9 protein-coding genes are annotated in these 12441 nt (G+C 63.4%); all 9 read right to left on the minus strand.

Annotation, left to right across the window (positions count from 1 at the left end; all coding sequences use genetic code 11):
• Window positions 1-77: 77 nt before the first annotated feature.
• The 9 genes from ACG873_RS19640 to ACG873_RS19680 all read right to left on the minus strand — a co-directional run bounded on the left by ACG873_RS19640 (window position 78) and on the right by ACG873_RS19680 (window position 12388).
• On the minus strand, window positions 78-227 hold the full coding sequence (locus tag ACG873_RS19640) for a DUF3096 domain-containing protein (protein WP_394886886.1): 150 nt from the start codon (window positions 225-227) through the stop codon (window positions 78-80).
• Window positions 228-239: 12 nt separating this feature from the next.
• Window positions 240-995, minus strand: a complete 756-nt coding sequence (locus ACG873_RS19645; RefSeq protein ID WP_394893617.1) for an ABC transporter ATP-binding protein — start codon at window positions 993-995, stop codon at window positions 240-242.
• 68 nt (window positions 996-1063) lie between these two features.
• Window positions 1064-3052, minus strand: coding sequence for an AMP-binding protein (locus ACG873_RS19650; protein WP_394886888.1), 1989 nt, complete (start codon window positions 3050-3052; stop codon window positions 1064-1066).
• 348 nt (window positions 3053-3400) lie between these two features.
• Window positions 3401-4075: a Crp/Fnr family transcriptional regulator gene (locus ACG873_RS19655; RefSeq protein WP_394886890.1), complete on the minus strand. Its 675-nt coding sequence runs from the start codon at window positions 4073-4075 to the stop codon at window positions 3401-3403.
• Between the two features lie 94 nt (window positions 4076-4169).
• Window positions 4170-4859: an N-acyl amino acid synthase FeeM domain-containing protein gene (locus ACG873_RS19660; protein ID WP_394886892.1), complete on the minus strand. Its 690-nt coding sequence runs from the start codon at window positions 4857-4859 to the stop codon at window positions 4170-4172.
• 237 nt (window positions 4860-5096) lie between these two features.
• A complete protein-coding gene (locus ACG873_RS19665; RefSeq protein ID WP_394886894.1) occupies window positions 5097-7409 on the minus strand; it encodes a putative bifunctional diguanylate cyclase/phosphodiesterase in 2313 nt (770 codons plus the stop codon).
• A gap of 138 nt (window positions 7410-7547) precedes the next feature.
• Entirely contained in the window at window positions 7548-11024 is a 3477-nt protein-coding gene (locus ACG873_RS19670) for an indolepyruvate ferredoxin oxidoreductase family protein (protein WP_394886895.1), read from the minus strand.
• Window positions 11025-11253: 229 nt separating this feature from the next.
• Window positions 11254-11787: a hypothetical protein gene (locus tag ACG873_RS19675; RefSeq protein ID WP_394886897.1), complete on the minus strand. Its 534-nt coding sequence runs from the start codon at window positions 11785-11787 to the stop codon at window positions 11254-11256.
• Window positions 11780-12388, minus strand: a complete 609-nt coding sequence (locus ACG873_RS19680; RefSeq protein ID WP_394886899.1) for a CGNR zinc finger domain-containing protein — start codon at window positions 12386-12388, stop codon at window positions 11780-11782. The genes ACG873_RS19675 and ACG873_RS19680 overlap by 8 nt, the downstream gene beginning before the upstream one ends.
• Window positions 12389-12441 lie beyond the last annotated feature (53 nt).

Genomic DNA, 12441 nt, shown 5'->3' on the forward strand with positions numbered 1-12441 from the left:
GGCAGCGGAAAATTCGATGCGGCTGTGGGTTTCGGACGCTGGCTCACCCTAATTCTCCCCCGCTATACCCACGCGCCTCAACCCGCCAACTGCGGGAACAGCCCGAGCAGGCCGACGATGATCAGATAGATGGCGACGATGTAGTTCAGAAGCCTGGGCATGATCAGGATGAGCACACCGGCAATCAGAGCGATCAATGGCGAGAGCGGCAACGTCGAGAGGTCCATCGCTATGTCCTTTCAATGCGCGACGCCGAGATAGGCGTCGATGACGTCCTGGTTGGATTTCACGGCGTCGGGAGTGCCGTCGGCGATCTTCTTGCCGTAGTCGAGAACGACGACGCGGTCGGAAAGGTCCATGACCACGCCCATATCGTGCTCGATCAGCGCGATCGTGGTGCCGCGCTGCCGGTTCACGTCGATGATGAACCGGCTCATGTCCTCCTTTTCCTCGAGGTTCATCCCGGCCATCGGCTCGTCGAGCAGAAGCAGCGACGGCTCCATGGCGAGCGCGCGGCCAAGCTCGACGCGCTTCTGCAGGCCGTAGGGCAATTTGCCGACCGGCGTGCGGCGGATGTGCTGGATTTCGAGGAAGTCGATGATCTCCTCGACCTTCTCGCGGTGCTCGATTTCTTCCCTGAGCGCCGGTCCGTGCCACAGCATCTGCCAGAACAGGTTGCGGTGCATCTTCACCGAGCGCCCAGCCATGATGTTGTCGAGCGTCGACATGCCCTTGAACAACGCGACGTTCTGGAAGGTCCGGGCGATGCCCTGCCGGACGGCGTGATGCGGCTTCATCGCCCGCCGCTCCTCGCCGCGAAAGATGATGGTGCCCTTCTGCGGCGTGTAGAAACCGTTGATGACATTGAGCATCGAGGTCTTGCCCGCGCCGTTGGGGCCGATGATGGCGCGTATCTCGCCCTTTTTGACATCGAAGGAGATATCGGTGATCGCCTTCACCCCGCCGAAACGCAGCGAGACGTTCTTCACCTCCATGAGCAGTTCGCCCGGCGCCAGTCCGTCATCGGGTGCGGCGACAATCTCCACCGGATCCGAGTGCACGTTCACTCCGCCGCCTCCCTGGCTGTCTGCCGCGCGACCGGATAGGTCTTCGCATCCACAATCTTGACCGTGGCGCGGACCACGCCCTTTCGCCCGTCCTCATAGGTCATTTCGGTCTCGACGTATTTCTCGGTCGAACCGTCATATAGCGCCTCTATTAGCGGGGCATAGCGCTCCGCGACGAAGGCGCGGCGAACCTTCAGCGTACGCGTAAGTTCGCCGTCGTCGGCGTCGAGCTCCTTGTGCAGCACCAGGAACCGCTTGATCTGCGCGCCCGCCATGACCGGCTCTTTCGACAGGCGCAGATTGGTTTCGTCGACATTCCTCGCGATCATCTCGTAGACGCGGGGGTGTCCGGCGAGTTCCTGGTAGGAGGCGTAGGCGATGTTGTTGCGCTCTGCCCAGTTGCCGACAGCCTGCAGGTCGATGTTGATGAATGCGGCGGCGAAATCGCGCCCGTGCCCGAAGGCGACCGCCTCCTTGATGTTGGGGAAGAATTTCAGCGTGTTCTCGATGTATTTCGGCGCAAACAGCGCTCCCGAGGTGAGCTTGCCGACATCCTTGGCGCGGTCGATGATCTTGAGCTGTCCGTCCGTGTCGAAGAAGCCGGCGTCGCCGGTCTTGACGTAGCCGTCCTCTGTCAGCGTCTCGGCGGTCGTCTCGTCCTGCATGAAGTAGCCGGCGAACTGGCCCGGCGAGCGGAACAGCACCTCGCCGGTGTCTGAGATGCGGATATCGACATTCGGAGCTGCCGGCCCGACCGTGTCGGCCCGCACCTCGCCATCCTTCTGCACCGTCACGTAAAGGAAGGCTTCCGTCTGGCCGTAGAGCTGCTTCAAATTAATACCAAGCGAGCGGAAGAAGGAAAACAGGTCCTGGCCGATGGCCTCGCCCGCCGTATAGGCCACGCGGATGTTGGAGAGGCCGAGCACGTTGCGTAGCGGTGCATAGACGAGAACTCGGCCCAGCGCGTAGGAAATGCGCCCCGAAAGCGGTACCGGCCTGCCCTCCAGGATCGCCTCGCCATGGCGCTTCGCCACGCCGATGAAGTGGTCGAACAGCTTGCGCTTCAGCCAGCCGGCGTCCTCCATGCGGATGGTGACACTGGTCAGCAGCCCCTCGAAGATGCGCGGCGGCGCGAAGTAAAAGGTCGGGCCAATCTCGCGCAGGTCCTGTGCGACGGTCTCGCCGCTCTCCGGGCAGTTCATGCAAAGGCCCGATACGTAGCCCTGCGCAAAATTCAGATAGTGGTCGCCCACCCAGGCGAGCGGCAGATAGGCGAGCACGCTGTCGTTTTCGGAAAGCCGGTCGAATTCAGCGGTGTCGCGCGCCGCGTTGACCGCGCTGGCCGCCTGGATCATGACGCCCTTGGAGCGGCCGGTGGTGCCGGAGGTGTAGAGCATGACGGAAATGTCGTCGCCGCTCGCCTCGCGAACGCCGCGCTCCCAGCGCTCCGCCAGATCGGGATCGGCTGCAAGCAGCGCCTCGCCCTTGTCCTGAATTTCGGTGAAGGCGGCAAGGCCCGTGCGATCGTAGTCGCGCAGCCCTCGCGGCTCGTCGTAGATGATCTCTTTCAACGCCTGGATACGGTCGGAGAAGGAGCGGATCTTGTCGACCTGCTCCTGGTCCTGGACGACGGCGAAGCGAACGCCGGCATGGTTGAGAACGTAGGCCATCTCCTCGGCGACCGCGTCGGCATAGACCGGCACCGGCACCGCCCCCAGCGACTGGGCGGCGGCGAAGGTCCAGTAGAGACGGGGGCGATTTGCGCCAACCACGGCGATCTTGTCGCCATGGCTGAGGCCAAGCGCCTGGAGCCCGAGCGCGAAGGCGCGAATTTCCTCCAGCTGCTCAGACCATGTCCAGCTCTGCCAGATGCCGTAATCCTTGTGGCGCATGGCGGGGCGGCCGCCGAAGCGCTGCGCATTGAGCAGCAGGTATTTCGGGAACGTGTCGAGGTTCATGCCGGCGGTCGCCGCCGTCGTCACCATGACCGTCTACCTCCGTGCACTGCGGTTGCGGCCATGGCGCCAGTTGCGGCCTCCGGCGCAAATGCACCATTCGGCCAATCCAGGGCCGGAACGTCCGGCGACGGCCTCATGGGCGGCAATTCCGACCTGGCTCGACGCCAAGGTTTCGCCACTCCGCTTCCTCCCGTTTTGCGCGACGGTTCCCACTCCGCCGCATCGCCCATCCGGCGGCCGGCGGGCTTTGAACATAAGCTATTATGGAAATATGCGCGGGATCAACGCACCGCTTGACAGACGAGCCGGCAGATTGTCTTTTGAATGGGCGGTTCGTGTTTCCCGCCTCCCCAAAATCAGCCATCTCCGCGGCGGTCAGCCTCCGTAATCGCCGAGCCGGACTGCGTCGAGAATATCTATGCGGCCATGTTCGACGCGGAGCAATCCTTCCTGCTCCAGCGCCTGCAGGCTTTTGTTGACGACCTGGCGCGACACCCCGGCAAGCAGCGCGAGTTCCTCCTGCGTGATCTCGATGTGGCTGCGCATGTCCGGGTAGAGCACGGGATTGAAGAACCAGGACAGATTGCGGGCAACTCGCGCCTTCGGATCCAGGATGCGGTCGTACTCGGTCGTGGCGATGAACTGGCCCAGGCGCTCATTGAGCTGGCGGACGAGGAACCGGTTGAAGGCCGCACTGTTTTCGCAAAGCCAGAAGAAAGTGGCCTTGTTGAGCATCGCCAGGCGTGTCTCGCGCAGGGCAACGAGATCGTATTTGCGCGGTTCGTCCTTGAGCACGGAGCCTTCGCCGAACCAGCCGCCGGGACCCACGCCCGCAAACGTCATGGCCTTGCCGTCGCGCGAGATGGCGCTGATCTTGACAAGCCCGGTGACGACGCCTGTCCAGTAGTCGAACCGGTCGCCGCGATGGCAGACATAGCTGCCCTTGGAGAACGTCTTTTCGCTGATGCCGCGGCTTGCCCGCTCGATTTCGCCGTCAGCGAGCTCCACGGCCCAGATCGCCGCGCGGACAAGATCGATCCTGGTGTTCATGGAGCCTCGGCGAAAGCACGGCCCGGGCCGCCCCTTTACGCCGGATTTATGGACGCTCGGCGCCGGCGAGGCAATGCGCCCTGCTCCGGCAGGATCAGGCAGCGTCCAGAAAATACTTGGCCGTCGGCAAAATGGTCAGCGGCGCAAGTTCGCCCTGGCCCTGCTTGCCGAACATCAGGCGCTGCTCCATCGGCGTCGACTTGAAAAAGGGAAAGCGCGCGAAGGAGCGTTCGCGAATGGCGTTGACGTCTGCGCGGTAGAGAACCACCGGATAGTTCAGCCCCGGATAATTGCGAAGTTCGCCGATCTGCTCGGAGCAATAGATGCGCCTGTAAAAGCCCGCATGTTCCTCGCGAATAGTCGAGAGGCAATAAGGTGCCTCGAAATGGAAGCAGGCCATGCCCGCGAGCCGCAGCGTGAGATAGGGAATCTGGGGATAGACGCGCGACCAGTCGGGGTCGGCCGCGAAGCGGCTCGGATCCACGAAACTTAGGCGCTTGGCCATCATCGGACGCAATATGTCGCCATATACCGTCGTGGACGGGGATTGCGGCGTGGCCGCGCACGCGTGGTGGATGCGCAAGGTGCTAACGAGAACCCCGTCGACATAGATGCCAAATTTGTAGCAGTTCGGCGCCTCGTCGAGTTCGTCGTGGATCGAGTGGTCCGGACTCTCCGAAACCATATCGCTCAGGCGATAGGATTTGTAGCGAAGCCGGTAGATGTCTTCGAGGTCTTCGCCCTTGTCGCAGCGGCGGTATTCCGCGCGCTCCAGAAGCGCCATTACATTTCGAGCGAAACTCGAAATTTCAGACGCACCGGAACCACTCGCACCGGCTTTTTCGCCAGGCGTCACCTGCTGCACAACCATAAGTACCCTCGTAATCCGCCGTGACACCAAGCGTAAGCCAAGGCAGGCTTATGTAAAGTTGAAAATACGAGGGAAGCCGTTTACCGAAGGTTAAGGTTAATCCGGCCAGGGGGAATTCGTCGGCTGCGCGGGCCGTCGGATCCGGCTTTTTCAGTGCGCCGGGGCGCGTTCCGCCGATTTGAGATCCTTGGCGAACGGCCAGGTCGTGTTTGACATCGTCTCGATGCCGGAGGCCGATAGCGCGGATCCGAACAGGAAGCCCTGAACGAGGTCGGGCTTTACCGAAAGCGCCAATATCTTGAGCTGCTCGAACGTCTCGACGCCTTCGACGGTGATGACCAGGCCGAGCGGACGCGAAAGATTGACGATGCCCTTCAGGAGCTCGAGCGACCGCGGATTCTGCCCCATGTCGACGAGGAAGCTGCGGTCGATCTTGATCTTGTCGAGCGGCAGCTTGTGCAGGTAGCTCAGGCTCGAATAGCCGGTGCCGAAATCGTCCAGCGCGATACGGACGCCGAGCGTCTTGAGCTCCTCAATATAGCGGCCGGTCAGCGACTTGTCGTCGAGCAGCGCCGTTTCCGTCACCTCGATTTCCAAGCGGTGCGCGGCGAGGCCGGATTGCGCGAGCGCATCGCGGACCTTGTCGATCACGTCGCGATGGCGGAAGTCCTTGGCCGAAAGGTTCACGGACACGCTGATCTGTTCGGGCCACCTAGCGCATTCGGCGCAGGCCGCTTGCAGCACGAAGCTGCTGATCTCGGAGATAATGCCCATTTCCTCGGCAAGCGGGATGAAGATGGCCGGCGAGACGGAGCCGAGTTCGGGATGGTCCCAGCGGCACAGCGCCTCGCAGCTTGCGATGCGCATCGTGTCCATCGCCACGATCGGCTGATAGACCACGCGCAGGCCCTTCGCCTCGACGGCGCTGCGTAGATCGGCCTTCATCAATTGGCGGTTACGGAACGCCGCGTCCATGGCGGACTCGAAAAGCTGCCAGTCGTTCTTGCCGAGCTCCTTGGCCTTGTATAGCGCCAGGTCGGCCTTCACGATCATGGCGTCGACTTCGGTGTCCTTTACCCGGCAGACCACCGCGCCGCCGCTGGCCTGGACGCGGAGCACGTGGCCAGCCACATCGACATCGCCTTGCAGGCCGGCGAAAATGCCGTCGAGCATCTCGGCCAGATGGCTGTCGTCGTCGATGCGGTCGAAATAGATCATGAATTCGTCGCCGCCGAAGCGGCTGACCCTGACGCCTTCGTCAGCGAAGGCCGCGAGCCGTTCCGCCACCGCGTAGATCAGCCCGTCGCCGACCGGGTGGCCGAGCGTGTCGTTGACGCTCTTGAAGTCGTCGAGGTCGAGGACCGCCAGGCCGCAGAGCCTGTCCTGATCGCCGGCCTGCATGAACTCGCCCACGATCTCGTGGAAATAGCCACGGTTTGGCAGCCCGGTGAGGTTGTCGTAGCGCGCCATCGAGCGGATCTTCTCTTCCGCCTCGATGCGCTGCGACACGTCCTCGAAAGTGATGACGCCGAGATCCTGGCTGCCTTCGCGCGCCGAGAATTCGTAGTGCTGGCCGTTCGAAAACGAGACCAGCACCTTGCGGTCGCGCCCTTCGCGCAGCGCGCGCGTGAGCTGCGCCTCGATGTAGCGGCAATCCTTGAGCGCCAGCATGCCGCCGGCGACGCCGCGCATGAGCAAAGCGTGAATGGAGCGGCCGAGCAGTGCGTCGGGTGACTTGAGCGACATCAGGTGCGCGGCTTCGGCATTGGCCACCACAACCTTGCCGTTGGGCCCAAGCATGACGAGACCGTGCGACATCGTGTTAAGCGCCCGGTTGAAGCGCTGGGCGAGCCGGTTCGCCTTCTTCTCCTCGGAGATCGCGGTGAACAGCACCTCGCGGACGGTGTCGGCAAACCGCTTGATGGCGAAAAGGAAAGGCGCAGACAGCAGCCCGAGGATCGTGTGATAGAGATCGCCGCGCAGGATGAAGCCGAGCGAGATCGGCCACGTCAGCGCCATGATGAAGATCATGACCATTCGCGGCGAGCCGTAATTGCGGCCGGCGATGGAGGTGGCGGAGGCGAGCGTGACCGCGACCGAGGCGGTCTCGGCGAAGCTATCATGCGCCAGATAGATGCCGAGAAAGCAGAACGCTCCAAGCATCAAGCCATGCACGGAGCCGTAGATGATGTAGTCGTTTTCGCGGCGGCGAGCCTCCGGCCCGTCCTTTGGCGGCGACGCATTGCGATATTTGCGGATGTTGCGCATGCGCAGGATCGCCACGGCGACCATGCCGATGGCAAGCAACAGATACAGTGGATCCGCTGTCTTCCAGTAAACCAGGACGATGAGCAGGGTTTGCGCGATGAATCCGATCGCAAGCGTCGTCCCGTCGCGGAAAAGCGTCTCCACGAACGGAATGTAGACGTCGACGGGAATCTCGTTTTTTCGTCTCGTGGCCACGCCTGAATCCCGCTTTCGGGAGCCAAGCTTTGCCACAATCGCCTTAAAAAAGGCTTATACAGCGTACTGGCGTAACCGTTACGTCAAGGTAAGCAGGCAAATACACCGGATATACTTTGTCCGCGAAGCAAGCCGCGGTCACTCGGCTGCTTCCAGCTCCGATTTTATCTCCGTGCTTTCCAGCCGGGCCAGAAGGCGGGCTCGTTCGCCGGCAGCCTTCTCTGCACTGGCCTGCCGGACATGGCCGTAGCCGCGGATGAGGGCGGGCACGGACGCCAGCGCCGTCGCCGCCTCGACCCTGCCCGGCGCCATGGAGCGGACGATCAGTTCGACGTCGGCGTCGTATTGCGCAAGCTGGCGACGCTCCATTTTCCGCTCGGCGGTATAGCCGAAAACGTCGAGCGGCGATCCGCGCAGGCCCTTGAGCGCGGCGAGCATCCGGAATGCCTTCATCATCCAGGGGCCGAAACTCGATTTCCTAGGCTTTCCGTCCGCTCCGCGCCGACCCATGATTGGCGGCGCGAGGTGAAATTCCAGCCGATCGTAATCCTGGAATTGCACGGCCAGTTGGCGCTGGAACGAGCCGTCCGTGTAGAGCCTGGCGACTTCGTACTCGTCTTTGACCGCCATCAGCTTGAAAAGGTTCCTCGCCACTGCCTCGCTAACCGCGGTGGAACCGGGTACTGCGGCCCGTTCGGCCCTGCGAACCGCGTCGATCCGATCGGCGTAACGGCTGGCATAGGCGGCGTTCTGATAGGCGGTGAGGAACTCCACGCGCCGCGCTACGATGTCGTCAAGCGACTGCGCGATGGCGACAGCGCCCTGTTCCGACTGGCCGAGCATTCCTTTGACGAAGTCCGGCTGATGCGCCGCGCGCCGTCCCCAGCGAAACGCCGCGAGGTTCATGGGGACCGCCTCGCCGTTGAGTTCGATGGCGCGCTCGATTGCGTCGGCCGACAGCGGCAGCCCGCCATGCTGGTAGGCGAAGCCCAGCATGAACATGTTGGCCCCGAGCGAATTGCCGAACAGCGCCGAGGCGGTGCGCGTGGCGTCGAAGAAATGCGCCTTGGCGTCACCGGCGGCCTCGCGGATGGCCTTCTTCAACCGCTCGACGGGCAGCGAAAAATCGGCCAGGCGTGCGAAATCGCCCGGCATGATCTCGGCGGTGTTGGCGACGAAGATCGTGTGGCCTTCGCGCACGGCGGCAAGCACCTTCTTGTTTCCCGACACGACAAGATCGCAGCCGAGCACCAGGTCGGCCTTGCCCGCCGAGACGCGGATGGCGTGGATATCCTCCGGGGTCCTTGCGATGCGGACATGCGAAAACACTGCCCCGCCTTTCTGTGCGAGGCCCGCCATGTCGATCATGCCGCAGCCCTTGCCTTCCAGATGCGCGGCCATGCCGAGAATGGCGCCGATCGTGACCACGCCAGTGCCGCCTACGCCGTCGATGATGGACGACCAGCCGTCACGGTCGAGCGCAAACTGTTGCGGTTCAGGCACGCCTTCCAGCGGATCGGATTTTCCGGCCACGCCTTCGGCCTTGCGGATCTTCGCGCCGTGCACGGTCACGAAGGAGGGGCAGAAGCCGTTGACGCAGGAGAAATCCTTGTTGCAACTCGACTGGTCGATGCGGCGCTTGCGGCCGAACTCGGTTTCGACCGGCTGGATCGACACGCAGTTCGACTGCACGCCGCAGTCGCCGCAGCCTTCGCAAACGAGTTCGTTGATGATGACGCGCTTGTCGGGATCCGGGAAGGTGCCGCGCTTCCTGCGGCGACGCTTTTCGGCCGCGCAGGTCTGGTCGTAGAGCAGAACGGAGACGCCCTTCACCTCGCGCAACTGCCGCTGGACCAGGTCGAGATCGTCGCGGTGGTGGGTGGTGGCTCCGGCCGGGAAAATTATACCGGCAGCGGCATACTTTCCCGGCTCGTCGGTTACGATGGCGATGCGCTCGACGCCCTCGGCGTGCACCTGCCTCGCGATCATGTCGACGGTGAGATTGCCTTCATGCGGCTGTCCGCCGGTCATGGCGACGGCGTCGTTGTAGAGGATCTTGTAGGTGATGTTCGCGCCCGAGGCGAGGGCGAAGCGAAGCGCCAGCGAGCCCGAATGGTTGTAGGTGCCGTCGCCGAGATTCTGGAAAATGTGCTCGCGCGTCGAGAACGGCGCCTGGCCGATCCATTGTGCGCCTTCCCCGCCCATGGCGGTGAATCCCACCGTGGAGCGGTCCATCCACAGCGCCATGAAATGGCAGCCGATGCCGGCGGCGGCTATCGAGCCTTCCGGCACCTTGGTCGAGGAATTGTGCGGGCAGCCCGAGCAGAAGAACGGCGTACGTGCGCCGATATCCTTGGTGTCGGCGAGCATCGCCTGGAACTGCCTTAGCCGTTCGACCCGGGCCGAAATCTCCTCCGACGGGCCAATGGTCTTGACGATGCGCTCACCAAGCGCGATCGCGATGTCGTTCGGGTCGAGCGAACCCTTGGCCGGAAACAGCCAGTCGCCGCGCTCGTCCTTCTTGCCGACGATGACCGGCTGCATTGCCGTATTGTAGAGGCTTTCGCGCAGCTGCACCTCGATCAGCGAGCGCTTCTCCTCGACGACGATCACGGTTTCGAGCCCGCGCACGAAATCGACAATGTGCTCGAAGTCGAGCGGCCACGGGCAGCCGACCTTGAACAGGCGCACGCCGATCTGGCTGGCGCGGGCCTCATCGACACCGATATCATCGAGCGCCTGGCGCACGTCGAGATAGCTCTTGCCGATGGTGATGATGCCGATCTTCGGATTGCCGCCGCCCGAATAGACGATCCGGTTGAGGTCGTTGGCCTTGATGAAAGCGGCGGCCGCGGCGCGCTTGTGCTCGTGCAGGCGCGCTTCCTGGCCGAGTTGGTCGAGTTCGTGGCGGATGTTCAAGCCGCCGGGCGGCATGTCGAACTCCGGAATGACGATGTTCAGCCGGTCGAGCGAGGCATCCACCGAAGCCGTCGATTCGATGTTGTCCTTGACGCACTTGATCGCCGCCCAGGTGCCGGCGAAGCGCGACATGGCGTAGCCGTAGAGGCCGTAGTCGATCAGTTCCTGCACGCCCGCGGGATTGAGGATCGGGATCATCGTATCGACGAACAGGAACTCGGTGGCGTGCGCGTTGGTGGACGATTCCGCCATGTGATCGTCGCCCATCAGCGCGAGCACGCCGCCATGCTTCGATGATCCGGCGAGATTGGCGTGTCGAAACACGTCGCCGGAGCGGTCGACGCCCGGCCCCTTGCCGTACCAGACCGAAAACACCCCGTCATGTTTGCCCTCGCCGAGCAGCTCCGTCTGCTGCGTGCCCCAGCAGGCGGTGGCGGCCAGTTCCTCGTTCAGCCCCGGCTGAAACACGACATTGGCGTTGGCAAGCTGCTGCCTGGCCTTCCAGAGCTGGAGGTCGAGGCCGCCGAGCGGCGAGCCGCGATAGCCCGAAACGAAGCCGGCCGTGTTCAGCCCTGCGCGCCGGTCGCGCTCGCGCTGCATGAGAAGCATGCGCACGACTGCCTGCGCGCCCGACAGGAAGATGCGCTCCTTCCCAAGGTCGAACTTGTCGTCGAGTGCTACGTCGTGAAGCGTCATCTGCAATTCCTTCGACGCGGCAGCTCAAATCAGGCCGTCCGCGTCAGGCAAGTTTTGGCCGGAGTGTTTCGCCCATTGCCGATCAGGTCAAACAAAATCGGCTGGCGCAGGATGCGCGCAACAGCCAACCCCAGGACGCCTCCCTAGCGAAAGAAAATGACCCTGGAGAGGCGCTGGACGCACGAAAATTCGACGTCCCCATATGGAAATGGTTCTCAGGCGCTCCGCATCAAGCCGGCGCCGGGCACGGCTCGCCGTCGCCTCCGGGCAGCTTGCCGTCCGGACGGCCGGCGAGATCGGGATTGGGCGTGTAGGCCGGGCCGAGGACGAGCGGCCGGTCCGGCAGCAGCGACTGGTCTTCCGATGACGTCATCGTCGTCTCGATCGTCTGCATGAGGTCGCCGTCAGCGCCTTCGATGCGGATCGAGACCTTGTAGGGCCGGTCCTTGACCACGCAACGCAGCGGCGGGCTTTCGATCGTCGTCTTTTCAAGCTTCGGCCAGATCTTCTTGCGCACCACGATTGGCTCGCCGCCGGCCGGATCCTCGAAGCTGGCGACCGCCGTCTCGCCTTCGCGCATCGGCTGGAGCGGCCGCAGGTTGACGAGATAAGTCGCGGTCGCGACCCGGTAGTTGAAAACGAAAAGCTTGCCGGCGATCTCGAAATACTCGCCCTCCGCGCCCGTGTCGCGGCAGGCGCCCAGCGCCAGCATGGCCAAGAGAAGCGGCGCGAGCGTAAAGCGGGCGCGTTTGACGTTACGCATGTTCGTGTTCCTCGGTGACTGGCTTGCGGCGGCGGTAATGGCGCCTGGCTTTCTGGCGGTTTCCGCAGACCGCCATGTCGCACCACAAGCGGCTGCCGTTGCGGCTGCGGTCGATAAAAAGCCAGTTGCAGTTTCGGCATATCCTGAGCCTGCGCACCCGCGACAGCAGCGAAAGCGCCGAGACGGCGAGCGCCGCCTCCAGGGCGATCGGCGTTTCCGGGTCGCCGAACAGCTTTTCCGGAGCCATCGCGAACGAGGCATGGCCGCGCAGTCCGGCGGCGCATGCCTCAAGAAAAGCCGGCAGCGACGCCGTGCGGATCGTGCCCTCGGCGGCGGCCGCCTCGCGAAACAGTTCGTCCGTGGTTTCGCGAATAGCGAGCACGGTGGGTGCGATTCTGTGCGGATCGGCAACGGCGAGCGCGCGGCCGCCAAGCTCCTCGGCCCGGAAGTTGGTGGCGGCTTCGGCGAAGAGGGCAATCTCCGCCGGGTCTTCGAAGCGGTCAAACGTTCGCGCGGCGTCGCCGCGCAGGACGACGGTGTTGGCCGCGTCCAGTGCGAGCGCGCCACCGGAGAACCGATGCTGTGTCCAGGTAACCGCCATGCAGCAAATCCTAACTGGCAAATCACATTTGACAAGTTAGATTCGGCAGCGCA

Source organism: Allomesorhizobium aridi (assembly GCF_043769475.1).
Lineage (GTDB): Bacteria > Pseudomonadota > Alphaproteobacteria > Rhizobiales > Rhizobiaceae > Allomesorhizobium.

Excerpts from the sequence above, each read along its gene's own strand:
- ACG873_RS19640 (WP_394886886.1), bottom strand. The coding sequence starts at position 227 with ATGGACCTCTCGACGTTGCCGCTCTCGCCATTGATCGCTCTGATTGCC.
- ACG873_RS19645 (WP_394893617.1), bottom strand. The coding sequence starts at position 995 with ATGGAGGTGAAGAACGTCTCGCTGCGTTTCGGCGGGGTGAAGGCGATC.
- ACG873_RS19650 (WP_394886888.1), bottom strand. The coding sequence starts at position 3,052 with ATGGTGACGACGGCGGCGACCGCCGGCATGAACCTCGACACGTTCCCG.
- ACG873_RS19655 (WP_394886890.1), bottom strand. The coding sequence starts at position 4,075 with ATGAACACCAGGATCGATCTTGTCCGCGCGGCGATCTGGGCCGTGGAG.
- ACG873_RS19660 (WP_394886892.1), bottom strand. The coding sequence starts at position 4,859 with ATGGCGCTTCTGGAGCGCGCGGAATACCGCCGCTGCGACAAGGGCGAA.
- ACG873_RS19670 (WP_394886895.1), bottom strand. The coding sequence starts at position 11,024 with ATGACGCTTCACGACGTAGCACTCGACGACAAGTTCGACCTTGGGAAG.
- ACG873_RS19675 (WP_394886897.1), bottom strand. The coding sequence starts at position 11,787 with ATGCGTAACGTCAAACGCGCCCGCTTTACGCTCGCGCCGCTTCTCTTG.
- ACG873_RS19680 (WP_394886899.1), bottom strand. The coding sequence starts at position 12,388 with ATGGCGGTTACCTGGACACAGCATCGGTTCTCCGGTGGCGCGCTCGCA.